We start from the raw sequence: 25,591 nt of genomic DNA, 5'->3' as shown, positions 1-25,591 counted from the left end.
CGGGAGGCTCAACGCACCTCGACCGGGACGGGGTGCCGCTCGAGATGGAAGTCGAACCGCTGCCGGAGCTCGGCGGGGTCGACCCCGAAGTCGCTGCGTAGGTCATAGGTCATCGAGCCGTGCTTGTCGCGCGGATGGTCGTCGATGTAGCCCTTGATCTGGGCCCGGGCGGTCTCGGTCAGCTCCATGCCGGCATGGCGGTACACCTGCTCGACCGTGCCCATGGTGTCGGCCATGTAGTCGTGGAAGGGCACGTCCAGCACGCGATCGGGCGGGAGCAGCGCTCGCCCTTCGCCTGCTCGGCGCAGCAACCGTGCGACCAGGTCGGCCCAGTACTCCAGGATCTCCCCGACGTCGAAGGAGTGGTACATCGTGCGTGCTCCGTAGGCGCGCAACGTCGCAGCCGACTGGACCACGCCGACGGGGTCGCGCTGGGTCATCACCAGGGTCGCATCCGGAAACACCGCGGTCAGCGCACCGAGATTCTCCAGGTGCTGGGGGCACTTGAGGAGCCACCGCTCCCCCGGCCGCTGCCACTGGAGCACCTTGAGGACCTTCGCCAGGTATTCATAGTGCGGCGTCTGGTCGGCCGTCACGTAGTGGTCCCGCCAGCCCGGAGCCATGTGGAAGATCCACTCGATGTTGTAACCGGCGAAGTCGTTGGCCCACAGCTCGATGTCCTCATGGATCGAGTCCGGCGCCATCGTGTGCCAGGCCGCCAGGAACCGGTTGTTCGCCTGCATCTGCTGCCAGGCGGCGTCACACCGCTTGAACCGCGGGTCGATCCCGTCGACACCCGGTGCCTCACCGAGGTCGGGCACGGGTTGGTCCGCCTCCCACAACGGCAGTGACCGGAACCGCCGGTCGGCCGCGAGCAGATTGACCAGGTGGGTGGTGCCGCTGCGAGGCAGACCGGTGACGAACAACGGCGCCACGATCTCTTCGTCCTCGATCTCCGGGTGGCGCGCGAGCAGGGCTTCGATCCGCAGCCGGTTCGCCGAGTGCTTCACGCACACATCGAACATCACCCTGCCGGCCAGGGCCGTGCGATTCGGGTCCGTACGGATCTCGTCGAGCCAGACCTGCATCCGCTCGATGAAGTCGTCGGGCCCGAAGTCGTCGAGGCCGGTGAGCTCCCGCGCCCGGGCCAGCACCGCTTCGACCGTCAGCGTGGCGGGGTGCTGGTCGGCATACGTGAGGCCGGCGCGCTGGCGATCAGTGAGAACTGGCTTGCGCAGGTCATCGATGCGCAGCTTCACGAGGCCAGCACCAGCCTCGCGCCCGGTGAGTCCGTCGGATCAGTCTCACGGTCGGGGAAGGCCAGGAGCTCCGAGATCAGGCACTCCTCATTGACGACGATCGTGTCGATCGTCGTCATCCGCACCTGGCCCTGCGGTGTGTCGATCTCCACCAGCACCTGGAACGCAGCCCGGTTGCCGACCACGTTGATCGGCCCGAAACGGGTCAACCGGAAGGGAATGTCGTTGCTGTCCTCGAAGAACGCCCGGATCTCCGCATGACCGACCCGCGGCGGGCTACCCACCGGCTCCTGCTGCTGGGCATCCTCGGCGAACAGTGCGACGACGGCATCAGGGTCGTGCGCGGAGACTGCGTCCAGGTAGGCGTCGCACAGGCGGCTGATCTCCTCGCGGCTCGGTACGGCTGTGGACATGGTGGACTCCTTGTGGTTGGGGGTCTGATCACTCGGGAACGAGCACGGTGCTCACCAACGAGGTGAGGGTGAGGTCGGTGAGGCGGTCGGCATCGATGGGCTCGGTCCAGCCATGGGCATGCAGATCGGCGAGGCCCATCAGCCCGGCCCAGACGAAGGGGACCACCTCGGGGTCGCTGATCAACCGACGCCCCTCGGCGGCCGCGCACTCCTCGAGTGCGCGTCCCAGCGCCGCGAACTGCGCGGCGGCCATGGCCAGCCGTTGGTTGCCCGCTGTCGCGGAGTCGGCGGCATCCTCGGGCCTCTCCACCCTCCACACGGCAACCATCCGACCCACCTGCCGCCACTGCACCTCGGCCACCGGCACCATCGCCCGCAGCAACGCAGCCACTCCGGGCTCACGCGGCTGGGCATCGAGGAAGTCGATCATCACGCGCTGCTGTTCCTGCATCAGCGCCTCGAACACCGTGTGCTTGTCCGCGAAGTAGTAGTAGCTCAGGCCAAGGCTGATGCCGGCTCGCGCAGCGAGGGAACGCAGGGACAACGCCCCGTAGCCACCTTCTGCCAGCAGGCCTGCAGCGGCGTCCAGAATGCTGCGACGCCGCTGGTCCGCGGTATCCGGCTGGGTGCTGTCGCGACTCATGGGGCGAGCGTATCGACCTCTTGAACAATGTTCAAGACCCTGTTAGATTCACGGCTCCACGGCCCCAGGAACGGGAGACAAAGATGAGTGTGACCTTCGACTTCGGAGGCCGCCGGGTGCTGGTCACCGGAGGCTCCAACGGCATTGGCCTCGGCATCGCCCAGGCATTCCGCAGCGCCGGTGCCGACGTCACCGTCACCGGACGGCGCCAGAGCGCCGCCGACTACGACACCGACCTGTCCGAGTTCGACTACGTCCAGTGCGAGCTCGGTGATCGCGACCAGATCACCGCCCTCGCGGCGGGCCTGGACAAGCTCGACGTCCTGGTCAACAACGGCGGCCAGAACCTCGCCCGGCGCAACGAGTGGGATCCGGACATCTTCGAGGACGCGTTGCGGATCAACCTCGCCAGCGCCTTCCGGCTCTCGAAGGCCAGCCACGCCCTGCTGGCTGCGGCACCCGACGGGGGCACCGTGGTCAACATGGCCTCGATGACCAGCTATCAGGCGGTCGAGGTCGTCCCGGCGTACGGCGCAGCCAAGGCCGGCGTGGTGCAGATGACCAAGTCCCTGGCCGTGGCCTGGGCCCGGGACGGCATCCGCGTCAATGCGATCGCACCCGGCCTGATCGAGACCAACATGACGGCGGGGATGGTTGCCGACGACGCCGCCATCGGCCCCACGATCGCCCGCACGCCCATGCGTCGGGTCGGCTCTCCGGCGGACATTGCGCCGGTCGCCCTGTTCCTGGCGAGCAACGCCGCCCCCTTCCTCACCGGACAGACCATCGCCGTCGACGGCGGCTACCTAGCCCAAGGATGAACCAACGATGACCACTGCCCTCTCCACCAGCACCGCCCCCACCAGCCTGGCAGCCAGGGTCGACCAGGTGATCGACGAACGCCCCGGCAAGGAGCTGCTCGACTTCGTCTACGACGACAAGGCGGTCCCGATCACCGACTTCCTCTATCGCTCGAGCGGTTCCTCCTACGCCTACATGCTGGTCACCGACGCCGGCCGGATCATCGTCAACACCGGGATCGGCTACGAGTCGGTGCACCACCGACACCTCTTCGACCAGGTGTGCGCGGGCCCCACGCCGTACATCATCACCACGCAAGGTCACACTGACCACGTCGGCGGGGTCGCCACCTTCCGTGAGCCCGGGACGACGTACGTCGCCCAGGAGCGCAACCAGTTCGCCCAGTGGCAGGATGCCCGGATCCGTGGCCGGATGCGGCAGTGGAACGCCGCCTGGTTCGACCTCGACCCGACCGCGACGATCAAGCAGTTCGCCGCAGAGCGCCCGGACCTGCCCATCCAGCAGGACACCCCCGTGCCCGACCTCACCTTCGACGACCGGATGGCGTTCAGCCTCGGTGGTCTCGACGTGGAGCTGCTGCACGGCACCGGCGAGACCACCGACGGCGCGATGGTCTGGTTGCCGCAACATCGGATCGCGATGATCAGCAACCTGCTCGGGCCACTGTTCTGCCACTTCCCCAACCTCAACACGATCCGCGGCCACGAGTACCGCCAGGTCGAGCCCTACCTCGCCACGATCCGGCGGCTGCGCGACCTGCACCCGGAGCTGCTCGTGACCGGCCGGGGGAATCCGATTGTCGGCGCGGACCTGATCGATGCCTGCCTGCAACGCATGCACGACGCGGTCTGCCATGTTCGCGACCGGACCCTGGAGGGCATCAACAGTGGGGTCGACCTGGACTCACTGGTCCGCGACATCACCCTGCCGCCCGAGCTGCGAGTCGGCCAGGGTTACGGTCGGGTCGCCTGGGGCGTGCGGACCATCTGGGAGACCTACCTCGGCTGGTTCCGCCACGAACGCACATCCGAGCTGCTGGCGGTGGGGTGCGACGAGGTGCTCGCCGATCTGGTCGACGTCGCCGGCGTGGACGGCGTGCTGGAGCTCGCACGCACCCGCACGCAGGAAGGCCGGCACGCAGAGGCGACCGCCCTCGCCGAGGCCGTGCTCGCGCACTCCCCCGAGCATCCCGAGGCGATCCACCAACTTCTGGGCTCGCACCACGCTCTGCTCCGGGACCCCGCCACCGAGGCGAACTTCTGGCTCTCGGGCTGGATCAACCACCGGATCCGTGGGCTCGAGGACGCCCTCTCCCGAACGCCTCGACCGGAGCGCTGAGCCATGGCGAAGCTCATCGGCCTCTTCAGCAGGAAGAGTGGGACCTCGCTCGAAGAGTTCCGCGACTACTACGAGACCCGGCACGCACCCTTCGCGGTCCGACACTTCGGGCACCTGTTCGCCAGCTACACCCGCAACTACGTCACACCCGACACCGAGCCGGGTGGCGGGAGCCGCATCGACGTCGTGACTGAGATCGTCTTCCCCGACGACGCCTCGATGGCTGCGATGTTCGCGATGACGCGTGAGGATCCGTCGCTCCAGCAGGCGATCGCGGAGGACGAGGCCAACTTCATGGATCCGGAGTTCCGTCAGGTCCTCCTGGTCCACGACGCCGACCAGCAGAGCACCCGCGGCATTCGCTGACGGCCCGACGCAACGCAGACCCTGAGCACGTACGACGGGCAAGGTGCCTCACTGCTCGGCGACGAAGCATGCGTGCCACCGACAACCAGGTCAGTGTGTCGTCAGCAGAGCACTCCGGCGGTCGTCAGGATCGATCGGTAGGGCATCGTCACCGAGCTCGAAGCGGACCAGGCCGACCTCCCCGGCGTACCGACTCCCTGCGCCCGCCGGGTAGTCGTGCGTCACCGGCGTGCCGCGATCCAGCCCGATGCTCAGCATCTCGTCGATGGAGAAGTTGAACTTCAGGGTTCGTTCCAGCCGGTCGGAGGCGACCAGTGCCCCGTCCACGAGAAGCCGGAGCTCACCACCGAGGCCGAGGCCGCCGCCCTCGTAGGCGAACTCGAGACGGATGGCATGCTCCCCGCCGTCGAGCGCATCGGCAGCACGTACGTGGGTCCGGTCGATGTCGGCGTAGTTGTAGCAGTACGTCGGCCGCCCGTCGCGCACATACAGCGCCCAGCCACCGAACTGGCCGCCCTGCGCGACGAGCACCCCGTCGGCACCGCCGTCCGGGACGTCGACCAGGACTGTCACCGCGAACGAGGTGTTCTTGACGTCCGGAGCGATGTCTTCGACCAGCGGCCCGGTCGAGCGCTGGAACTCGACCCGGGTCCGCTCTCCCAGCAGCGTCCGCCGGCCCGCGATCGAGGGCACGAAGCGCTCGTTGAGCCGGTCATCGAGCGGGAAGACCTGGTAGCGGGCCGCCTCCCCCGCGAAGATCTCCTTCAGCTCGGCCAGTCTCTCCGGGTGCTCGGCCGCGATGTCGCGGGTCTGGGTCCAGTCGGTGCGGGTGTCGTACAGCTCCCAGACGTCGTCGACGAACATCGGCAGCTGGACCCCGCGGCGCCAAGGGATCTTGTGCACGGTGACTGCGGTCCAGCCGTCCTGGTAGATCCCGCGGTTGCCGAAGATCTCGAAGTACTGCCGAACGTGCCGGTCCGGCGCGTCCGGCTCGGCAAACGTGTAGAACATCGAGGTGCCCTCGATCGGGACCTGCGCGGCTCCGTCGACCACCTCTGGCTCCGGGATCCCCGCCGCCTCGAGGATCGTCGGCACGACGTCGATGCAGTGGTGCCACTGATGCCGAAGGCCTCCTCCCGCCTCGATCCCGCGCGGCCAGTGCACGATCATCCCGTTGCGAGTGCCGCCGTAGTGGGAGGCGACCTGCTTGGCGAACCGGTACGGCGTATTCATCGCCAGGGCCCACCCCGCCGGGTAGTGGGCGTAGGAGTCCGGTCCGCCGATGTCGTCGAGCCGCTCGAGGATCCGGTCGGAGTCGTCGACCAGATGGTTCATGTGCAGCACCTGGTTGAGCGTTCCGTGCAGTCCCCCCTCCGCTGACGCACCGTTGTCACCGAGCACGTAGAAGATCAACGTGTTCTCCAGCTGACCGAGCTGCTGCAGCGTGTCCAGGAAGCGGCCTGTCTGCGCGTCGGCGTGCTCCGCCATCCCGGCGTAGGTCTCCATCAACCGGCAGGCGACGATCCGCTGGTTGTCCGTGAGGTCCTCCCAGAGCGGAACTCCCTCGCCCCATGCGGCGAGCTCGGCGTCGTCGGGCACGATCCCCAGCTGCTTCTGGTTGGCCAGGATCGCGTGCCGATGCTGGTTCCAGCCCTCGTCGAACCGGCCGGCGTACTTCTCGGCCCAAGGTCGCGGCACCTGGAGGGGGTCGTGGACCGCCCCGTAGGACAGGTGGCAGAACCAGGGCTTGCCCGGCTCGAGGGTGTCCAGGGTCTGCACCCAGCCGATCGCCTGGTCGACGATGTCCTCGGAGAAGTGGTAGCCCTCCGCCGCCGTGCGCGGCGGGTCGATGCGGGTGGTTCCGTCGATCAGGTTCGGCGCGTACTGGTTGGTCTCAGCGCCGAGGAAGCCGTAGAAGCGGTCGAACCCGTCACCGGTGGGCCACCGGTCGAACGGGCCGTGCTCCGAGAGCTCGTAGGGCGGGGTCTGGTGCATCTTGCCGAATGCCGCAGTCGCGTAACCGTTGCCCTGGAGGATCCGGGCAACTGGCGCCATCGAGTCGGGGCGGACCGAGTCGTAGCCCGGCGCGGAGGTCGCGAGCTCCGGTATGGCGCCCATCCCGACACTGTGGTGGTTGCGGCCCGTCAGCAACGCCGCTCGGGTCGGCGCACACAAGGCGGTCGTGTGGAATCGGGTGAAGCGCAGACCACCTGCCGCCAGTCGATCAGCGACGGGCATCTCGCACGGCCCTCCGTAGGCAGAGGACGCACCGAAGCCCATGTCGTCGAACAGCACCACCAGCACGTTGGGAGCCCCTGCGGGAGGCCTGACCGGGGTCGGCGCCGCGAACGGAGACTTCTGCTCCCGGTAGTCCATCGCAGGAGCCGGTTGCACGGTGTGGTCGGGAATCGGTAGGACTCGACGGTTCAACACAATTCATCCTGTCCTTGAAAGTGGTTTCATTGCCTGCCTCGGCACGGCCCGGCTCTCCGGGTCAAGTCGCACCGAACGGGGTCGGCTCACTTGCCGACTGTGGTCCACCCGCCGTCGACCGGGAGACACACACCGGTCACGAACGTTGCATCAAGCAGCAGGTTCTCGATCGAGGCAGCCATCTCGTCGGGTGTGCACAAGCGTCCCAACGGAGTGCGCGCCTCGGTCGCGGCCACGTCGTAGCCCTGGTCGATCATCTGCTGCACCATCGGCGTGAGGGTGTGTCCGGGGGCCACGCTGTTCACCCGGATGCCGAGCGACGCCCACTCGACAGCGAGATTCCTGCTGAGCTGTGAGATCGCTGCCTTGGCGGTGCCGTAGTCGGCCTGGTTCGCCCAACCGCCGAAGGCGGTGGTCGAGGACACGGTCACGATCGAGCCCTCCGCGGGCCGCCCTCCTGCCCCAGCCATCGCCCGGACCATGGCGCGGGCCACGACCAAGGTGCCGACGACATGGACGTCGAGGACCCTGCGCATCATGTCCAGGTCCAGGTCGAGGGCTGGCACGAACGCCCCCCGAATGCCGTGCGAGGTCACGAGCCGACTGGCGACTCCGGCAGTCGCCGAAGCAACCTTGATCGCCTCCTCGACTGCCACCTCGTCGGTGACGTCAACCTCGATGTACCGCACCCCGCGCGATCCGGTCCTGTGCGGTTCCACAGGACCCTGCAGATCCAGCACGGTCACCTCCAGCCCCCGGTCGATCAGCCGCTGGGCCACGGCCCACCCGATCCCACTGCTGCCGCCCGTGACCAGCGCGTGCTCGCGTGCCTCGAGGCCCGAGCCCGACCCGTGCTCCGATCTCTGAGTCATGGCTCAGGCCGGGACGTCGCCGTCGATGACCACCCGGTGCATCCGGCGTCGACCCGAGTAGTCCGCCACCGCATAGTGCTGCGTGCAGCGGTTGTCCCAGAGCACGACGGAACCCGGCGTCCACCGGAACCGGACCTGGAAGTCTGGCGAGCGGACGTGGTCGGTCAGCATGGGCAGAAGGATCTCGTTCTCGCGGTCCGTGACGTCCACGAGCCGGGTGGTGAAGGTCTTGTTCACGAACAGAGCCTTCCGGCCGGTCACCGGGTGCGTGCGGACCACCGGATGTGCGACCGGGTCGTAGTCGGCGTTGGCAGTCTTCTTGGCGTGACTCGTCGAGTTCGACGAGTCATGGATGGCGGTCATGCCCTCGATCAGCCGCTGCACCCGCGACGAGAGTGCGTCGTAGGCGGCGTACATCGAGGCCCACAGCGTGTCCCCACCGGTGTCCGGAAGGATCACCGACCGCAGCATGGAGCCGAGCGGAGGGGCTGCCAGGAAGGTGGCGTCAGAGTGCCAGATGTCGGCGTTCGCCGTCTTCGGCTTCGCCCCGTCGATGTCGATGGCGTGCACCTCGGGCACATCCTCCGAGACCGGCGGCAGGAAGGCGAAGTGCTGCAGTGGGCCGAAGTTCTTCGCGAAGTCCCGGTGCGAGACATCGTCGAGCTCCTGGTCGCGGAAGAACAGCACCTGGTGCTGGTGGAAGAGGTCGACGATCTCCTTCACGACGGCGGGATCGGGACCTGCCGCAAGGTCGACTCCGGACACTTCCGCACCGATCGAGTGGGTCAGCGGGGTCACCGTCAGGGCGGCTTCGGTCATGGTTCCTCCAAGCGAACGGGAATAAGTCACTCTGTCTTAATCTCACGGTAGCCGCGCATCGGAGACGGCGTCAAGGGTCGTGTCCCGGTGCGGCACAATGGCGCGCGTGGCCACTGACGTACGCACCAAGATGCTGATCGCAGCCGAGCGTCTGTTCGCGGAGCGGGGGGTCGACAACGTCTCGCTGCGCGAGATAGGCGAGCAGGCCGGACAACGCAACAACTCGGCCGTGCAGTACCACTTCGGCAACAAGCAGGGCCTGATCCAAGCGCTCTACGACCTCCGCCTCGTGCCGCTCAACCGGGCCAGGCACGCGATGCTCGAGCAGACTCCCGATCCGTCACTGCCCGATCTCGCACGCATCTACGTCATACCGATGTCGGACGCCGTCATCGACTCACGCGGTTCTTGGGCGTATGCGCGCTTCCTGGACCGCTATCTCGGTCGTGGACGTGAGTTCGAGCCGTTCGACGACCAGCACGGCAGTGGATCCCGTGAGGTTGCCCGGCTGATGTCCGCACAGCTCACCGGGCTCGGCACCGCGGTCCGAGACGAGCGTCTGCGGATGATCCAGGTGCTGACCATCCGCACCCTCGCAGACCTCGAGCACCGGCTGGAGCACGGTCTCGCCGATGACGACGACGCGACCCTCACCGTCGCGGCGTTGGTCGAGGCGGTCTCACTCCTGCTGGACTCCCCCACTTCCGTCGGCTGATCCGACCAGGTCGTGATCACCGACTGCGACGAAGCCCGTGTCGGCGAACAGATCGCGGTGGCGTGGAAACGGTTGTGGCGCAACCCCTCGCCCGCCAGCTCCGCGACCGCCGGCGTCTCCACCGGGCCGCCGAAGGGCATCGAGGCACCGAACCCGACATCATCGAGCAGGACGATGACGACGCTCGGCGCCTCTGATGCCACGCTCACCTACTTGCTCATCCAGGCGTAGCGGAAGTCCTGCCCGCCCAGCGGCGCGAGGAAGGCCTTGCCGGTCTCGACCCCGTGGACCTTGTCGGTCATCACCCAGCCGGGCACGCCCTGCCACATGGGTGCGTACATCGCGTTCTCCGTCGCCCACTTCACCACGGCCTCGGCGCGCGACGTCCGCTCCTGGTCCGTCGCGGTCGAGTCGTCCACCGCGGCGATCTTGGTGGCGATGTCCTCAGGCACCCCGCCGGGCAATGTCGTCGCGCCCTCGAGGAACCACTTCAGGTTCACGCCCGGCTCGAGCCCGGGGTACGACATGAACATGAACGCGCCGGGTCGCTTGCTCTGGGAATAGCCGCCGGCCGAGAGCTGCCGAATGTCCATCAGCTCCAGGTCGATCTTGATTCCGACCTCCGCCAGGTCTGCCTGGATGATCTGCGCAGCGTCGGGGAACGGCTCGTAGTTGGCCACGTAGAACGTGCCCGCGTCCACGCCATTGGGGTGTCCCGCCGCGGCCAACAGCTGCCTGGCCTTCTCGGGGTCGTAGTCGTAGGTCGACTCGAGTGACTCGTCGAAGCCCTTTACCACCGACGCCATCGGCTGCACCCGGGCCGTCGTGGTGGGCACCAGCGCTTCGACCAGGGGCTCGCGGTTGATCGCGTAGTTGACCGCCTGCCGCACCCGCACATCGTCGAACGGCTCGACGGTCTGGTTGAGATGGAGCGCTGCGGTCGTGGAGGCGTTCTTCAACGGGCGGACCTTGAGGGTGCCCTGGTCGATCCCCGACTGCAGCTCCCTGATGTCCCCGTTGGAGAGCACCACGTCGACCTGACCACTGCGAATCGCGGCGTAGGCAGCCGGCGTCGCGCGCACCGCAATCTCGATCTTGGCGACCTTGCCGGTCTGGGGATCCCAGATGCCACCCTCGTCCGTACGCCGCTTGTAGGTGACCCGCTCGCCGGGCCGGAAGCTGTCGATCACCCAAGCACCGCTGCCGACCGGCACGGTGGTCAGGTCCGGGTTGTCGAGTGCCTTCTCGCTGATCATGATCCCCGGCGCAGCAGCGGAGATGGCACCGAGAACCGCGCGGCTGGCCGCAGCGAGCTGCAGGTCCACGGTGTGATCGTCGATCACCTCGACGCTCTTGATCGTCGAGGCCAGGTCCTTGCTCACCGGCTCCTTCTGGTAACGCTCGATGTTGGCCTTGACGGTCGCGGAGGTGAACGGAGTCCCGTCGGAGAACTTCACGTCATCGCGCAGGTTCAGTCGCAACGAGGTGCCGTCCTTGGAGAAGGCCCACTTCGTGGCCAGCATCGGAAGGTATTCGCCGTCCTCGGAGATCTGGAGCAGCCGGTCATAGACGGGCCAGGTGTTGGAGAGCATCGCCGTCGACCCTGGGGTCGCCGCCGGGTCGAGGCTCTGGACCCCGGCGTACGTGAGCCGCAACGTGGCGTTCGGGTCGGCCTCTCCACTCGCGGGAGAGCTGCCAGCGGACCCGCAGGCGCTGAGCAGGAGCGCGCCGACCCCGAGAGCAGCGCCGAGTGCAGCACGGAACCTTCTGGTCCTGGGCAGGTTGTGTGGACGTGACAACGGGATGCTCCTTCGTGAGTCGGTCACCGGGACGTGGCAGTGACCGGGGAGACGTGGCAGTGACCGGGGAGAGGTGGGTGACGTCTCCGCTCTGGGGACCCGCAACCCACCGCGCCGGTGTTCGCGAACCTAGCGACACCAGCGCTCGGCCAGCCCTGCATCCCGGTCAGCGGGAGTGCCCCAGGGCTCAGTCAGCCTGTGCGGCGAGACCGGCCCGTTCGATCCCGGCGACTGCGGCCATCTCATCGTTGTCGGAGGTGTCGCCGGTGACGCCGACCGCACCCAGCAGGATCCCCTCGTCGTCACGCACGAGCACTCCGCCGGGGACCGGGACGAGCGCGCCACCGATGGACGACGCCGCGGCCGCGATGAAGTAGGACTGCTGCTCTGCCCGTGCCATCAGGGCCCGCGACCCGACGCCCAGGGCGAGCGCCCCGTGTGCCTTGCCGAACGCGATCTCAAAACGCTTGTTGGACGCACCGTCCTCACGCTCGACGGCGAGGACATGACCACCCGCGTCGAGCACCACCACGGTGAGGGGCTTCAGGGCGGCGTCGGCGCCGGCCGCGCGTGCACCAGCGATGATCGTGCGCGCGGTCTCCAGGGTGATGCTCATGCTTCGGTCCTCTCGAGTTGCTGCTTGCGGGCCACGCGGCTGGCGTGCAGGACGGGTTCGGTGTAGCCACTGGGATGCTCGGTCCCGCGCAACACCAGGTCGCGGGCGGCGAGATAGGCCGACCCGTCGAACGACGGCGCCATCGGCACGTAGTCGGGGTCATCGGCATTCTGCTCGTCGACGACGCGGGCCATCCGCTCCAGAGCCTCCTCGACCTCGTCGAGGGAGACCACACCGTGGAGCACCCAGTTCGCGACGTGCTGCGAGGAGATCCGGCAGGTGGCGCGATCCTCCATCAGCGGTGTGCCGTGGATGTCGGGCACCTTGGAGCAGCCGACGCCCGCGTCGACCCAGCGCACGACATAGCCGAGGGTCCCCTGGAGATTGTTCTCGAGCTCCGAGCGGCGCCGGTCGGCCGACCACTCCCCCGGCCTGCCGACAGGGATGGTCAGCAGGTCGGCCAGGGCAGCACGGTCACGGTGGCGGAGCTCGCGCTGCCGCGCCCACACGTCGACCTCGTGGTAGTGCAGGGCATGAAGGGTCGCGGCGGTGGGCGAGGGCACCCAGGCCGTGCTCGCACCTGACAGTGGGTGCGCGACCTTCTGCTCGAGCATCTCGGCCAGGTTGTCGGGCGCGGCCCACATGCCCTTGCCGATCTGGGCGCGGCCGGTGAAGCCGCAGGCGAGACCCGCGTCGACATTGGCGTCCTCGTAGGCCGAGATCCAGGGCTGGGCCTTCATCTCCGCCTTGGGGACCATCGGGCCGGCCAGCATCGAGGTGTGGATCTCGTCGCCGGTGCGGTCCAGGAAGCCGGTGTTGATGAAGGCGACCCGGTCCTGCGCGGCCCTGATGCAGGCCCTGAGGTTCACCGATGTACGGCGCTCCTCGTCCATGATGCCGAGCTTGACCGTTCGTGCCGCAAGCCCCAGAGCCGTCTCCACCCGGTCGAACAGGTCGCAGGTGAAGGCGACCTCGTGCGGGCCGTGCAGCTTGGGCTTGACGACGTACATCGATCCCGCACGCGAGTTGCGCAGGTCGGAGTGGCCGCGCAGGTCATGGGTGCTCCCGAGGCCGGTGACGAATGCGTCGAGGATACCCTCGGGAATCGCGTTGCCGTCGCGGTCGAGGACCGCGTCGGTGGTCATCAGCAGGCCGACCTGGCGGACGAACAGCAGCGCGCGTCCTGGCAGGGTCAGCGTCTCTCCTGCCGGGGTGGTGCAGGTCCGGTCCGGGTGCATCGTCCGGGTGAAGGTGCGACCGTCCTTGGTCACCTCCTCCGCGAGGCGACCCTGCATCAGCAGCAGCCAGTTGCGGTAGCCGAGCACCTTGTCGCCCGAGTCCACGGCGGCCACGGAGTCCTCCAGGTCCATGATCGCGCTGACGGCAGCCTCGAGCAGCAGGTCCTTCACCCCGGCTGGGTCCGTGGCACCGATGGGGTCCGTCCGGTCGACCTGGATCTCGACGTGCAGGCCGTGGTGGACGAGCACGATCGCGGTCGGCGACTCCTCTGCGCCACGGTGCCCCACGAACTGCTCCGGTTCCGCGAGCCGTCCGACCCGGTCGCCGACCGAGATCCGCAGTCCGTCGGCGTCCGCCGCATACGCCGTCACGTCCACGTGCGACAGTCCATCCGCCAACGGGAAGTGTGCGTCGAGGAACGCACGGGAGCGACTGATCACCTCGGCGCCGCGACGGACGTTGTAGCCCGCGCCACGTTCGCGCCCCTCGGTCTCGGGGATCACGTCGGTGCCGTAGAGCGCGTCGTAGAGCGAGCCCCAGCGGGCGTTCGCGGCATTGGTGGCGAAGCGTGCGTTGAGCATCGGCACGACCAGCTGGGGGCCAGCCTGGAGGGCGACCTCCGGGTCGACACCTCCGGTGGTGATCTCGAAGGGGTCCGGCTCGTCCTCGAGGTAGCCGATCTCGCGCAGGAACGCCTCGTGGGCAGACGGGTCGGTCGTCACGGTGCCGGACTGGCCCGGTGCCCTGTGGTGGTCGTCGATGGCCGCCTGCAGCTCTGCCCGTCGCAGCAGGAGCTCCCGGTTGCGTGGCGCGAGCTCGTGGACGGCGGCGTCCAGTCCTGCCCAGAAGGACTCGGAGGAGACCCCGGAGCCCGGCAGGGCGTCCTCCTCGATGAACCGGTGGAGCGACGCATCAATCTGGAGAGTCCCGATCCGGACCCGGGCTGGCGTGGTCATGCGACCCCTTGCAATTTCGTATCGTGGAAGTTTATTTTCGTCACATGGAATCTAGGCGGGCCCTCGACCGACCGTCAACCGTCCGTCCCAGCGGCCCGCCAGCACCTCGACCCGCGACCGGAGGGGTGCAGTCGGTGCACCGCGCGCTGGACCTGGTCGAGATCGTCGCCGCGGCCGGAGGACGGCTGTCGATCGGCGAGGTCGCGACCGGGTCGGGCCTCCCGGTCCCGACGGTCCACCGCCTCCTGCGCACTCTTGTCGACCGCGGCTACATGCGCCAGCTGGCCAGCCGGCAGTACGCACTGGGCTTCCGGTTCGTCCCGCTGGGCACCACCACCGCGGCCCTGGTCGGCACCGACGCCGAGGCGGTCCTCACCGGCTTGGTCCGGGCCCTCGGTGAGTCGGCAAACGTCGCCGTGCTCTCCGGGGACCGGGCGGAGTACGTCGCCCAGGTGCCCTCCGCACACTCGATGCGCCTGTTCACCGAGGTGGGCCGTCAGGTCGAGCTGCACAGCACCGGCGTCGGCAAGGCCATGCTCGCCCAGCTCGACGACTCGCAGATCGACGGCATCGTGCGGCGGGCGGGGCTCGCCGCACGCACCGAGCACACGATCACCGATCGGCAGTCGCTCCAGGAGGCCATCACATGGGTCCGCGAGCGCGGCCATGCCATGGACGAGCAGGAGCAGGAGCTGGGGGTCCGGTGCGTGGCAGTGGGCGTGCCCGGAGACCTGCCCACCCGGATGGCCGTCTCGATCTCCGGTCCGTTGACCAGGATGAGCGACGAGGTCATCGCGCGAGCCGTTCCCCTGCTGCATGCCGGTGCGGTGCAGCTGGCCAGCGAGATCGGCGCAGCGCACTGACGTCACGCTGCGAACCGCAGCCTACCGGCGGCCGTCGTACGACTTGATTCACCGAGGGCGTGAGGGAGCCGCGATCCCGATGGACGGGATCGCTCACGGGACCGGTCAGACGAACCGATAGACAGCGGGAAACGACAAGGGAGTGGCAATGACGACGAACAAGATGTGGGACGACTTCTGTGACCAGCTCCGCGATGCAGGCCAGGCACTGCAGACCGAGTCGGCGCCGCAGAACCCGCTGGACCAGGCCGAGGGAGTCCGCTACCTGATCCGGCTGCTCCGCAACGGGACGCTCACCAGCCTCGAGCACAACGATCCGCGGTATCCGGTCTTCACCAACATCCTCGACCCGAACCTGCGCTGCAAGATCGGCGCGGACAACCCCGACAACATCTACATGAGTGCCAAGGTCTCACCCGAGCACCGCTACCGCGTCAGCGGAACCCCCGGCAACTCGACCGTCTTCAGCATCGGGTCGAAGAGCAAGCGTGACTGGAGTGCTGAGACCCAGGTCTCCCACGGCGAGATCGACGTCCACTCGCTCCCCCTCGACGAGAACGGGCGCTTCAGCTTCGTGGCCAGCAAGGAGCGACCCGACTCGGGCGCCTGGCTGCCGATCCCCGAAGGAACCGACAAGCTGACCGGGCGACAGAGCTTCGTCGATCACCCCAACAACGTTCCGGCCCAGATCACCATCGAGGTGCTCGACGAGCAGTTCCCCTTCGAGCCTCTCGACGTCGACCAGTTCGCGGACCAGCTGCGGGCCGCCACCCTCCAGGTGAGAGGCATCGCCGGGATCTTCGCCGAGTGGACACGGCTGTTCATGACGCGGCCCCACGAGCTCCCTGACTGGGGCCAGGAGCGTTTCCTCAACGCGGGCGGCGACCCGAACATCTGCTACCTGCACGGTTACTGGAACCTCGCCGACGACGAGGCCTGGGTGATCGAGACCGAGGTGCCCGACTGCGAGTACTGGAACTTCGTGCTGCAGAACTGGTGGATGGAGTCGCTCGACTACGACCGGACCAACACCCACCTGAACAACTTCACGGCGAAGCCGAACGTCGACGGCACGCTCACCATCGTGGTTGCGGCCAAGGACCCTGGCTTCGGCAACTGGCTCAGCACGGCGGGCCACCGGGAGGGCACCGCACTGCTGCGTTGGGTGAAGGCCGATCGGCACCCCATTCCGACCTGCAGGGTGATCAAGATCTGATCGGCGCCCTTCGGGGTCCCGGTGATCAGGATCCTCTCCGGGACTCCGAACCGCGGCCCTAGAGTTCCGGACATGACGATTACGCTGGAAGACAAGATCGCCGTCATCACCGCGGCGGGGCACGGCATCGGGCGAGCCAGCGCCCTCGAGTTCGCCGCGGCCGGTGCGACGGTGGTCCTGGGCGACCTGAACGGCGACACCGTGAAGGCCGTCGCCGCCGAGGTCGAGGCTGCCGGCGGCCGGGCAGTGGCCATGCAGTGTGACGTCACGTCAGCCGAGCAGGTCGGTGCTCTCGTCCAGGCCGCCAAGGACACCTTCGGGCGGCTCGACATCCTCTTCAACCACGCGGGTGGATCACCCCAGGGGCCCCTGCACGAGGTGACGGTCGAGGACTTCCACCACATCGTCGATCTCAACCTCGGCTCGATGTTCTTCGGAGTGCAGGCAGCGTTGCCGATCATGATCGAGCAGGGTGGCGGCACGATCGTCTCCACCACCTCGGGGGCCGGACTCGGTGCCGTGCGCGGCCTCGCGATCTACGGTGCGGCCAAGGCCGGCATGATCGCGCTGACCAAGAGCATCGCCGCCGAGTACGGCGAGCACGGCATCCGGGCCAACGTCATCTCCCCCGGGTCGATGGACACCGCAGGATTCCGCGGCTGGCTCGACTCCCTGCCGGGAACCGACCAGGACTACTTCGAGCAGATCCCGTCGGGACGCCTCGGCGTCGCCGAGGACATCGCCAAGGTCGCCTGCTTCCTGGCCAGCGACTACTCGGCGTACGTCAACGGCATCACGGTGCCCGTGGACGGTGGCACGGTCGGCCTGCTCGCCATCCCCCGCGTCTGAGCACTCGCACGGGCCTGCCGTGGCCGGAGCCTGGCTCCGCTGGGGCCAGTGTGGTGGCGACCCTGCACTGCAGCGACTCGTCGGGGCAGTGCACGAGGAACGCGCGGTCGCGATCAGCGCGTTGAGCTGCTCGTGGCGTGCAACCCGGCCGCGGCACGGCGCATCGCGGGAGCCCCAATGGCGGGCCCCAGTGCGAGGACGAGGAACGCGTACTGCCAACCGACCGCGCCGGCGAGCAGCGGGACGAGCTGGATGCTGGCCACGGTGAGCGCGAACCCGATGGCGGTCTGGGCACTGAGCGCGGTGCCGACGAACCTCTGGTCGGCGACCTCGGACAGGGCAGTGGAGAACACGCCGGAGTCGGCGATGACAGCGGCGCCCCAGGTCGCGAAGAAGATCGCGAGGACCGGAAGCGGGGCAAGGAACGCGAGTGGCGACAACAGACAGCAGGCACCGCTGATGCTCAGCGCGGTGACCGCCGCCGCCGAGCGGCCGTAGCGGTCCGCGGCCCACCCACCGATCAGGCACCCGGCGAGCCCGAACAGACCCATCGTGACGAACACCAGGATCGCCCTGCGGGTGCCCAGCTCTGCAGAGGCGTGTGAGTGCAACACGAACACCGAGACCCACGTCCACAGCGCGTACAGCTCCCACATGTGGCCGAAGTAGCCGAGGTTCACCCGGCGAGGCCCGGCCTCGGCGAACATCGCCAGCGCGTAGCGCGGGTGCAGCGCCACCGCACCCGTCGACAGGTGCGGTCCGGCTCGGACGACCAGCAGAGCGACGACAGCGCCGGCGAGACCGATGGCCGCCGTCACCTGCAGCACCTCGCGCCACGGCAGCGTCACGAGCCCACCGACCAGGTGCGGCAACGTCGAACCGATGGTGAGCGCACCGATGAGCAGGCCCATGGCGAGCCCACGGTTGGCGGTGGGAGCCCACGACGCCATCAGTTTGATGCCGACGGGGTAGACACCGGCAAGGAAGACCCCGGTCAGGAACCGCAGCGCCAGCGCCAGCAGCAGCCCGTCAGCCAAGGCGGCCAGCGCGAAGGTGCAGCCGGCCGCAAGGGCCGCGCTCGCCGCCATGAGGATGTGCGGTGGACACCGGTCGGCGAGGTTGAGCACGGTGGATGCCAGAGCGCCGGTGACGAAGCCGAGCTGCACGGTGCCGGTGAGCCACACCGCTTGAGCGCTCGAGATGCCCCAGTCGGCCTGCACGCTCGGAACGACCGCCGACATCGAGAACCACACGGCAAGCCCGAGCACCTGGACGGCCGCGATGGCCAGACGCTGTGTGGTGCTGTCATCTTCTCCGAGACTTTCACGCGGGCCGGCGGTTGTCGATCGATGCCGTGAGGAGCGTGCTGGTCCCGTGGAGGTCAGCTGCTGGATGCGATGACACGTCGGCCCCCATCTCCCAGTCATCTCCTCAGGTCCAGAAGCCTCCGGAAGGGATCAACTCGACTTCGATCAATAGGCTGTTCGCGTGACCACACGTGCCCTTCCCTTGCTCGACATTGCCGACCTCGACCGCGACCCCGCGGCGCTGGCCTCCTTCCGAGAGCACCTGCGGGAGGCGACCCACACGGTCGGGTTCTTCCATCTGCGCCACCGGATCCCGACCGGTTGACCGCAATCGGACGGCGACTCGTGCAGGAGTGGGCGGTCTCGCTGGGAGCCTCGCGCAACCACTTCGATGCGACGTTCGACCTGCCGTCGATCCTGATGAAGCTGGTGCGCTACCCGGGACAGGCCGATGCCGGACAGGGCGTCGGTGCACACAAGGACCCGGGCATCCTCACCCTGCTGCTCGTCGAGCCGAGCAAGGCCGGACTGCAGGTGCAGAGCGAAGGTGAGTGGATCGACGTGCCTCCGGCCGAGGGCGTCTTCGTGGTCAACATCGGCGAATTGCTGGAAGTCGCCACCGACCGCTATCTGCGCGCCACCAAGCATCGCGTGGTCTCGCCCGAGCCGGGCACCGAGCGTCTCTCGATCCCGTTCTTCTTCAACCCCAGCCTCGACGCCGAGGTGCCCCGCATCCACCTGCCCGCGGAGCTCGCCGCCGATGCCCGCGGTGTGGAGCAGGAGGCCACCAACGTGCTGGGCGTGCGTTACGGCGAGAACCTCCTCAAGGCACGATTGCGGGCCCACCCCGACGTCGCGCAGCTCCACCATCCCGACCTGGTCTGACCACTCGCCCGCTCGCACCGACGGTGCTCACTGGTCGGAGTTCTGGGTCTCGTCATTGGCCTTGCGCGCGCGATGGGTGAGGACGACGCTGCGCAGTTCGCCGACACCGGCTGCGACTCGATCACCCACCGACCAGTCGGCACTCCCGGGCCCCAGGTCGTCGACGACCCCGGCGACCTCATGGCCCGGGACTACCGGAAAGTCGTGTGCCGACCTGGCCGCGCCCGCGGTGCCGAGGTCGGCGCGACAGATGCCGCTCGCCTCGACCTTCACACGCACTTGGCCCGAACCGATGTGGCAAAGGGCAACTCCACGATGCTCACCCGACCGCCTGCCTCGCGCACTGCCGCGCTTCGATTCATGACGCCACGCCCTCTTCATCGGCAGGCGACGTGGAAGCCACCCGCCACACCGAGTCCGACCGGGTCGGGGTGGCCCGCGCCGAGACAGCGATCCCGTAGCAGGGACGGTCGTGGCGGGCCACTGGCCCGAGATAGGAGTGCCCGGTCATGCGACACCACGCAGGCAGGTCGATCGGCGCCACCGGGTCGGTGGTGAGCAGGTGGACAACGGCGCCGTCGTGCAAGCCTCGCGCCACGTTGCGCAGCAACACGAGCAGGCGCGCGCAACCGAGGTCTCCGCCGTCGACCAGCAAGCTGCCGTCGTCGTTCGACGTCACGCTGGGCTCCACTCAGGCCTTCCTCACTGGTTGTCGACGTTGGCAGGGACTGCGGCCTCGCTCGACTGGGATGGCCCAGCGTCGCCGGCCATGGATCGGCCACGCGAGAGGACCGCGACCGGCAGCACGATGATGGTCAGGGCCGCGCAGACGATGCCCAAGGTGGCATAGCTCGAGGCAGCGACAACCACACCGGAGAGCACCCCGCCACTGGCTCCGGCCAGTGCGACAAGGACGTCGATGGCGCCCTGGGTACGTGCCCGGTTGCTCGGCGACGTGCCATCGACGACCAGCGCGGTGCCGGAGATCAGGCCGAAGTTCCATCCGAGACCCAACAGCATCAGGGCGACGATGGTCAGCGTCAACGAGTCCCCCGGCGATGCCGCCGCCGTCACGCCCGAGGCGATGAGCACCGCCCCCGAGGCAACAGCCACAGCAGTCCGGCCGAACCGGTCGACCATCAGGCCCGTGATCGGCGAGGGCAGATACATCGCCGCGATGTGCAGGCCGATGACCAGGCCCACGTCGCCGAGCCCGTGCTGGTGTTCCCGCATGTGGACCGGCGTCATCGTCATGATGGCGACCATCGTGATCTGGGTCAGTACCATGATCGTCGCGCCGACGTATGCCGCACGACCCGGCCCGTGGGAGGCCTCCGGCCCACCCAGCACCGGGGAATCGGAGCTGGTCGCCGCCGACGCGTACTCGATGCTGCGCGCCAGGAGCAACGGGTCCGGTCGCAGCATCGCGACCAACGTGGCACCGGCCGCGGTGTAGGCCACAGCCGCGAGGAGGAAGGGGCCCGACAGTGCCGGGAGCCCGAGGCCGGTCGCCAGCCCACCGAGCGGCTCGACGAGGTTGGGACCCGCAACCGCACCGATCGTCGTGGAGACGAGCGCGATGCTCACCGCCGAGCCGCGTCGGTCAGGAGCGGCGAGATCGGTGCCGGCATACCTGGCTTGCAGGTTGGTCGCCGTGCCGGCTCCATAGATGAACAGGGCGACGAACAGCAGCGGCACGCTGTCGATCGCAGCCGCGAGCACCACCCCGGCGGCGCCGGCACCACCGACGATGAAGCCGAACCCGAGGCCCATCCGCCGGCCGTGACGCTGGCTGACACCGCCGACCAGATAGGCGGCCAAGGCCGATCCGAGGGTGAACAGACCTGTGGGCAGCCCGGCGAGGGACTCGGTGCCCAACATGTCCTCGGCGAGCAGGGCGCCCACCGTCACTCCAGCGGCCAGTCCCGCACCACCGAGCACCTGACTGGCCATGACGACACGGAGGGTCCGTCGCTGGACCGCCGTTCGCTCGACCTCGAGGCGAGCCAACTCACTCATCGACGGCCACTTCGGCCGTTGGGACTGTCGTGGCCGAGGAGGGTTTCACTGATTCCATGTCTTGTAGCCTAGTTGTATCCCAGTTGGAGACAAGTCAGGTGGTAGAAATATGGACAGCACCTCGCAACGCCCACTCCCCTAGGACGGTCATGTCAGTCGGCACCGAGACCGCAGCAGATCGCGCCCACGAATACCTTCGCGGAGCGATCATGCGCGGCGAACTGACCGGCGGAACGATGCTCAGCGAGAACGAGCTGGCCGCCCGACTGTCCATGAGCCGCACCCCGGTCCGCGCTGCCCTGGTCCGCCTGCAGCAAGAAGGCTGGGTCACCATCTATCCCCAGCGCGGCGCGCTCGTGCGCTCCATCGAGCTCGGAGAACTGCAGGAGTCCGCACAGATGCGGCACGCGCTCGAAACCTGCGGCGTCCACCGCTCCACCGAACACACTCGGAGCCGAGCGCGTGCGACGCTCACCGAGAACCTGGCCCAGCAGGAGTCGGTGCTGGCCTCGGGCGCCTTCGACGGCTTCGCTCCCTTGGCGTTGCAGTTCCATCGGGGGTTCGTCGAGCTGGCCCAGAACCAGCTGATGCTGGTGGCCTACGACCGACTCCAGGATCGCCAGCTGTTCTCCATCAACCAGAGTGCACCACGCATCGCAGGTGACCCGGCCCTCGTCATCGCCGAGCACCGCACTCTGATGACGGCCGCCCTCGACGGTGACCAGCACGCGTTCTCCGACGCACTCGACGCGCATCAGACGCGAAGCCACGGCTTCGAGGACGGCCGGCCGGGCTGACCTGCAACCCGCGCCCATCCTGTCGGTCAACTCGGCTGCCCGAATACGATCGCGGGCCGGCACGCGGGGGGCACGGGATCACATCATCGGGGTGTCATCGTGACCTCGGTCGGCATCCCCCAGAGCGACCCGGTGACGAAAAGAGCATTACCGCAGGTCAGAGTCATGCTTCACCAGCAGGGCAACGCACTCCACGTGGCTGGTCATCGGGAACAGGTCGAAGGCCCGGAGCCGCTCCAGCCGATAACCCGCCTCCGCGAACGTGGCGACGTCACGCGCAAGCGAGGCCGGGTCGCACGCGACGTACGCCACGGCACGCGGAGCGCGGTCCACGATCTGCAGCACCACCTTGCGACGCGCCCCCTCACGAGGCGGGTCGAGGACCACGAGATCGAAGGGTTCGTCGAAGGACTTGGCCAGCACCCGGTCGACCGTGCCGACTCCGACCACCGCGCGCCGGTGCTCGGTGAGGTTCTCGCGCGCGTGAGCGCAGGCCAGGGAGTTTCCCTCGATCGCCACCACGCGACCGGACTCCCCCACCCGCTCGGCGAGGAAGCGGGCGAAGAGGCCGACCCCTGCATAGAGGTCCAGCGCCTTCTCCCCCGGCTGTGGATCGAGGAAGTCCAGCACGGTGTCGACCAAGGTCGTCGGCGCACCGGGGTGCACCTGCCAGAAGCCATCCGCCGCCACCTGGAACTCGCGTCCGTGGACCGACTCGAGGCGCGGGGCACTGCCGGAGACCGACGTGTCGATCGCGTCGGGTGCGGCGATCAGGCACTCGTCGATCGGGACCACGGAACGCGAGCGGTGTCGTCGCATCGCGAGCCCGCCGTCCTCGGTGTGCACGTAGTCGACCCGGGTGCGCCAGGCCAGTCCGTCGACGTCGCCGGGAACCGCCTCCACCTCGACGTCCACGTCCATCTTGGCCAACCGTCGGAACTGTTCACGGACCACGACGGTCTTCAGGTCACGCTGCCCCGCGATCGAGACGTGCTGGAAGTCGCACCCACCGCAGGCGCCGGGGCCGGCGTAGGGACACGGCGCCTCGACGCGGGCTTCCGATGACCTCGTGACGGAGACCGCATCGCCACGCCAGAACCTGTCGCCCTCCGTTCCCTCGGTGATCTCGATGACCACTTCCTCGTCGGGCAACGCATGGCGGACGAAGACGACGCGCGTCTCTCCGTCGCTGCCCTCCACGGGAATGCGGGCGACGCAGTGGCCACCGTGAGCGATCGGACCGACGACGACCGTGTGCCGCTCCCCCACGTGGGAGGCACCCTTGGGGTGTCGCTGACGGGTGTGGCGGGTCATCGCTGGTCTCGCTTCCGATAGCGGGTCTGGCCCGCCATGTTGCCGCGGCGTACGTCGCCGGCGCGGGTGCGGGTGAGGTCACGTTCTTCTCGCTCGAGAGCGACTTGCGAGGAACGCAGCTGGTAGGGAACCGAGGTCACCATCACCCCGGGGGTGAACAGCAGGCGTCCCTTGAGCCGCAGGGCGGTCTGGTTGTGCAGGGCCTGCTCCCACCAGCGGCCCACGACGTACTCAGGGATGTAGACCGCGACCACGCCGCGCGGGCTGGCCCGGCGAATCTCGATCGCGTAGTCGACGATCGGCTTGACCAGCTCGCGGTACGGCGAGTAGAGCACCTTGAGGGGCACGTCGATGCCGCGCTCGTCCCACTCCGCCAACAACTTGTCGGTCGACTTGGTGTCGGTGCCGACGTAGACAGCCTCCAACGCGTTGGGGCGGCTGGCCTTGGCGAAGGCCAGGGCTCGCAGGGTGGGCTTGTGCAGCTTCGAGACCAGGACGATGGCGTGCACCCGGGTCGGCAGGACCTTGTCCTGGTCGTCGATGGCCAGCTCCGCCTCCACGAGGTCGTAGTGCCGCCGGATCGCCTTCATCAGCGTGAAGAAGACCACCATGGCCAGGATGGTGATCCATGCGCCCTCGAGGAACTTGGTGACGAGGACGACGACCAGGACCGCCCCGGTCATCGCCAGCCCGATCGTGTTGATCACCCGCGACCGCTGCATCCTGTGCCGCGTTGCCGGATCCCGCTCGGTGGCCAGGTTGCGGGTCCAGTGCCGGATCATGCCCAGCTGGCTGAGCGTGAACGAGACGAAGACGCCGACGATGTAGAGCTGGATCAGTCGGGTGACCTCGGCGTCGAAGGCGAGGATCAGCACGATCGCCACCGCCGCCAGGAACAGGATCCCGTTGCTGTAGGCCAACCGGTCACCTCGTGAGCCGAGCGCCCGCGGAGCCAGGCCGTCCCTGGCCAGGATCGAGCCGAGCACCGGGAATCCGTTGAACGCGGTGTTGGCGGCCAGCACCAGCACGATGCCGGTCATCGTCACCACGAAGTAGAAGCCCGGCGAGAAGTTGTCGAAGACGGCCCGGGCGATCTGCGCGATCACGGTGTGCTGGTCGTAGTCCCCGGGGAGCGCGTCCCCGTCGGCCGTGCGCAGTCTCTCGAGGTGGTGCGGGTCGACGTACTTCAAGCCCATCTCGCGGGCCAGCATGATGACACTCAGCATCATCGTGATCGCGATCAGGCCGAGCAGCAGGAGCGTGGTGGCCGCGTTCTTCGACTTCGGACGCCGGAAGGCCGGCACTCCGTTCGAGATGGCCTCGACGCCGGTCAGCGCCGCGCAGCCCGAGGAGAACGCGCGGGCCAGGAGGAACACCAGGGCGACGTTGGTCAGCGTGTCTTCGTAGCCGGAGGCAGGGGTGATCTGCAGGTCGGCGCTCTCCACGCTCGGAAGGTCACCGGCGAAGAAACGAACGAGGCCGATCGCGCACATGCCCAGGATGGCGAGCATGAACGCATAGGTCGGGATCGCGAAGAGCGTCCCGGACTCCCGGATCCCGCGCAGGTTCAGCGCAGCCAGCACGATGACGAGACCGACCGCGAAGCTGGCCTCGTGCCCTGACAGGAACGGCAGCGCGGAGGCGGCGTACTGCGCGCCCGAGGAGATCGACACCGCCACGGTGAGGACGTAGTCGACCAGCAGGGCAGCAGCCACCGTGACCCCGGCCGTGCGGCCGAGGTTCTCGGTGGCGACCTCGTAGTCACCACCGCCGCTGGGATAGGCGTGCACGGTCTGGCGGTACGACGCGACCACGGCGATCATCACCAGCGCGACGGCCAGACCGATCTTCCAGGACCAGGTGTACGCCGAGGCGCCGGCCAACGACAGCATGATGAAGATCTCGTCGGGCGCGTAGGCCACCGAGGAGAGCGCGTCGCTGGCGAACACCGGCAGCGCAACGCGCTTGGGCAGCAGGGTCTCACCCAACTGCGAGCTGCGGAGCTTGCGCCCCAGCAGGATCCGTTTGGAAACGTCACCGACACCCACGAG

Annotated in this window: 26 protein-coding genes; 11 read left to right on the top strand and 15 right to left on the bottom strand. The window is 68.2% G+C overall.

The genetic code is table 11. The features are described 5' to 3' along the window. Positions 1-8: 8 nt before the first annotated feature. Genes ncot_RS07630 through ncot_RS07620 form a run of 3 tightly spaced genes read right to left on the bottom strand, consistent with a single transcriptional unit; the run spans position 9 to position 2,315 of the window. Positions 9-1,259 carry a sulfotransferase gene (locus ncot_RS07630; protein ID WP_168617071.1) on the bottom strand — a complete coding sequence of 417 codons (1,251 nt, stop codon included), beginning with the start codon at positions 1,257-1,259 and terminating at the stop codon, positions 9-11. Then, positions 1,256-1,672 (bottom strand): nuclear transport factor 2 family protein, encoded by a 417-nt coding sequence (locus tag ncot_RS07625; protein WP_168617070.1) that lies wholly within the window; start codon positions 1,670-1,672, stop codon positions 1,256-1,258. Before ncot_RS07625 ends, ncot_RS07630 begins: the two co-directional genes overlap by 4 nt. A 28-nt stretch (positions 1,673-1,700) precedes the next feature. Continuing rightward, complete coding sequence (locus ncot_RS07620; protein WP_168617069.1) at positions 1,701-2,315, bottom strand: TetR/AcrR family transcriptional regulator; 615 nt, start codon at positions 2,313-2,315, stop codon at positions 1,701-1,703. 83 nt (positions 2,316-2,398) lie between these two features. Here ncot_RS07620 and ncot_RS07615 point away from each other — a divergent pair, with 83 nt between their 5' ends. Genes ncot_RS07615 through ncot_RS07605 form a run of 3 tightly spaced genes read left to right on the top strand, consistent with a single transcriptional unit; the run spans position 2,399 to position 4,841 of the window. Continuing rightward, positions 2,399-3,136, top strand: a complete 738-nt coding sequence (locus ncot_RS07615; RefSeq protein ID WP_168617068.1) for an SDR family oxidoreductase — start codon at positions 2,399-2,401, stop codon at positions 3,134-3,136. 7 nt (positions 3,137-3,143) lie between these two features. Further along, positions 3,144-4,475 carry an alkyl sulfatase dimerization domain-containing protein gene (locus ncot_RS07610; RefSeq protein WP_168617067.1) on the top strand — a complete coding sequence of 444 codons (1,332 nt, stop codon included), beginning with the start codon at positions 3,144-3,146 and terminating at the stop codon, positions 4,473-4,475. Between the two features lie 3 nt (positions 4,476-4,478). Continuing rightward, complete coding sequence (locus ncot_RS07605) at positions 4,479-4,841, top strand: EthD domain-containing protein (protein WP_168617066.1); 363 nt, start codon at positions 4,479-4,481, stop codon at positions 4,839-4,841. A gap of 90 nt (positions 4,842-4,931) precedes the next feature. On the opposite strand, the gene ncot_RS07600 is transcribed toward ncot_RS07605, so the two are convergent. The 3 genes from ncot_RS07600 to ncot_RS07590 form a co-directional block, all read right to left on the bottom strand. Then, complete coding sequence (locus ncot_RS07600; RefSeq protein WP_206065212.1) at positions 4,932-7,271, bottom strand: arylsulfatase; 2,340 nt, start codon at positions 7,269-7,271, stop codon at positions 4,932-4,934. Positions 7,272-7,360: 89 nt separating this feature from the next. Next, positions 7,361-8,146 (bottom strand): SDR family oxidoreductase, encoded by a 786-nt coding sequence (locus tag ncot_RS07595; RefSeq protein ID WP_206065210.1) that lies wholly within the window; start codon positions 8,144-8,146, stop codon positions 7,361-7,363. Positions 8,147-8,149: 3 nt separating this feature from the next. Further along, entirely contained in the window at positions 8,150-8,965 is an 816-nt protein-coding gene (locus tag ncot_RS07590; RefSeq protein ID WP_168617065.1) for a TauD/TfdA family dioxygenase, read from the bottom strand. 106 nt (positions 8,966-9,071) lie between these two features. Between ncot_RS07590 and ncot_RS19640 the strand changes: the two genes are divergently transcribed. Both ncot_RS19640 and ncot_RS19805 read left to right on the top strand, forming a co-directional pair. Beyond that, entirely contained in the window at positions 9,072-9,680 is a 609-nt protein-coding gene (locus ncot_RS19640) for a TetR/AcrR family transcriptional regulator (protein ID WP_240938125.1), read from the top strand. A gap of 12 nt (positions 9,681-9,692) precedes the next feature. Then, the gene (locus ncot_RS19805; protein WP_168617063.1) at positions 9,693-9,911 is read left to right on the top strand and encodes a hypothetical protein; all 219 of its coding nucleotides are present in this window, start codon (positions 9,693-9,695) and stop codon (positions 9,909-9,911) included. Here ncot_RS19805 and ncot_RS07575 read toward each other — a convergent pair. The 3 genes from ncot_RS07575 to ncot_RS07565 all read right to left on the bottom strand — a co-directional run bounded on the left by ncot_RS07575 (position 9,890) and on the right by ncot_RS07565 (position 14,290). Next, positions 9,890-11,479, bottom strand: coding sequence for an ABC transporter substrate-binding protein (locus ncot_RS07575; RefSeq protein ID WP_168617062.1), 1,590 nt, complete (start codon positions 11,477-11,479; stop codon positions 9,890-9,892). The genes ncot_RS19805 and ncot_RS07575 overlap by 22 nt on opposite strands. Positions 11,480-11,666: 187 nt before the next feature. Continuing rightward, on the bottom strand, positions 11,667-12,095 hold the full coding sequence (locus ncot_RS07570; protein WP_168617061.1) for a heme-binding protein: 429 nt from the start codon (positions 12,093-12,095) through the stop codon (positions 11,667-11,669). Further along, the gene (locus ncot_RS07565; protein WP_168617060.1) at positions 12,092-14,290 is read right to left on the bottom strand and encodes a malate synthase G; all 2,199 of its coding nucleotides are present in this window, start codon (positions 14,288-14,290) and stop codon (positions 12,092-12,094) included. The genes ncot_RS07570 and ncot_RS07565 overlap by 4 nt, the downstream gene beginning before the upstream one ends. 134 nt (positions 14,291-14,424) lie before the next feature. Between ncot_RS07565 and ncot_RS07560 the strand changes: the two genes are divergently transcribed. From ncot_RS07560 to ncot_RS07550, 3 genes are all read left to right on the top strand, one after another. Continuing rightward, the gene (locus ncot_RS07560; protein WP_240938124.1) at positions 14,425-15,153 is read left to right on the top strand and encodes an IclR family transcriptional regulator; all 729 of its coding nucleotides are present in this window, start codon (positions 14,425-14,427) and stop codon (positions 15,151-15,153) included. A 148-nt stretch (positions 15,154-15,301) separates the two neighbouring features. After that, a complete protein-coding gene (locus tag ncot_RS07555; RefSeq protein ID WP_168617058.1) occupies positions 15,302-16,369 on the top strand; it encodes a DUF1214 domain-containing protein in 1,068 nt (355 codons plus the stop codon). A gap of 72 nt (positions 16,370-16,441) precedes the next feature. Next, positions 16,442-17,218, top strand: coding sequence for an SDR family NAD(P)-dependent oxidoreductase (locus ncot_RS07550; protein WP_168617057.1), 777 nt, complete (start codon positions 16,442-16,444; stop codon positions 17,216-17,218). Between the two features lie 113 nt (positions 17,219-17,331). On the opposite strand, the gene ncot_RS07545 is transcribed toward ncot_RS07550, so the two are convergent. Next, positions 17,332-18,645, bottom strand: coding sequence for an MFS transporter (locus ncot_RS07545; protein ID WP_168617056.1), 1,314 nt, complete (start codon positions 18,643-18,645; stop codon positions 17,332-17,334). Positions 18,646-18,706: 61 nt separating this feature from the next. Here ncot_RS07545 and ncot_RS19630 point away from each other — a divergent pair, with 61 nt between their 5' ends. Beyond that, positions 18,707-18,850 (top strand): hypothetical protein, encoded by a 144-nt coding sequence (locus tag ncot_RS19630; protein ID WP_240938123.1) that lies wholly within the window; start codon positions 18,707-18,709, stop codon positions 18,848-18,850. After that, positions 18,847-19,410 (top strand): 2OG-Fe(II) oxygenase family protein, encoded by a 564-nt coding sequence (locus ncot_RS07540; RefSeq protein WP_240938122.1) that lies wholly within the window; start codon positions 18,847-18,849, stop codon positions 19,408-19,410. The genes ncot_RS19630 and ncot_RS07540 overlap by 4 nt, the downstream gene beginning before the upstream one ends. A 27-nt stretch (positions 19,411-19,437) precedes the next feature. On the opposite strand, the gene ncot_RS07535 is transcribed toward ncot_RS07540, so the two are convergent. From ncot_RS07535 to ncot_RS07525, 3 genes are all read right to left on the bottom strand, one after another. Next, positions 19,438-19,689 (bottom strand): alcohol dehydrogenase catalytic domain-containing protein, encoded by a 252-nt coding sequence (locus ncot_RS07535; RefSeq protein ID WP_206065206.1) that lies wholly within the window; start codon positions 19,687-19,689, stop codon positions 19,438-19,440. A gap of 79 nt (positions 19,690-19,768) precedes the next feature. Continuing rightward, positions 19,769-20,089, bottom strand: a complete 321-nt coding sequence (locus ncot_RS07530) for a sulfurtransferase TusA family protein (protein WP_168617053.1) — start codon at positions 20,087-20,089, stop codon at positions 19,769-19,771. A 23-nt stretch (positions 20,090-20,112) separates the two neighbouring features. After that, positions 20,113-21,429 carry an MFS transporter gene (locus ncot_RS07525; protein WP_168617052.1) on the bottom strand — a complete coding sequence of 439 codons (1,317 nt, stop codon included), beginning with the start codon at positions 21,427-21,429 and terminating at the stop codon, positions 20,113-20,115. A gap of 149 nt (positions 21,430-21,578) precedes the next feature. Between ncot_RS07525 and ncot_RS07520 the strand changes: the two genes are divergently transcribed. Then, entirely contained in the window at positions 21,579-22,226 is a 648-nt protein-coding gene (locus ncot_RS07520; RefSeq protein ID WP_168617051.1) for a GntR family transcriptional regulator, read from the top strand. Between the two features lie 147 nt (positions 22,227-22,373). On the opposite strand, the gene ncot_RS07515 is transcribed toward ncot_RS07520, so the two are convergent. After that, positions 22,374-23,540 carry a methyltransferase gene (locus ncot_RS07515; protein WP_168617050.1) on the bottom strand — a complete coding sequence of 389 codons (1,167 nt, stop codon included), beginning with the start codon at positions 23,538-23,540 and terminating at the stop codon, positions 22,374-22,376. Then, on the bottom strand, positions 23,537-25,588 hold the full coding sequence (locus tag ncot_RS07510; protein WP_168617049.1) for an APC family permease: 2,052 nt from the start codon (positions 25,586-25,588) through the stop codon (positions 23,537-23,539). The genes ncot_RS07515 and ncot_RS07510 overlap by 4 nt, the downstream gene beginning before the upstream one ends. Positions 25,589-25,591 lie beyond the last annotated feature (3 nt).

The sequence above is a fragment of the Nocardioides sp. JQ2195 genome, assembly GCF_012272695.1.
GTDB lineage: Bacteria > Actinomycetota > Actinomycetes > Propionibacteriales > Nocardioidaceae > Nocardioides.
This window is presented reverse-complemented; position numbering and strand designations above follow the sequence as displayed.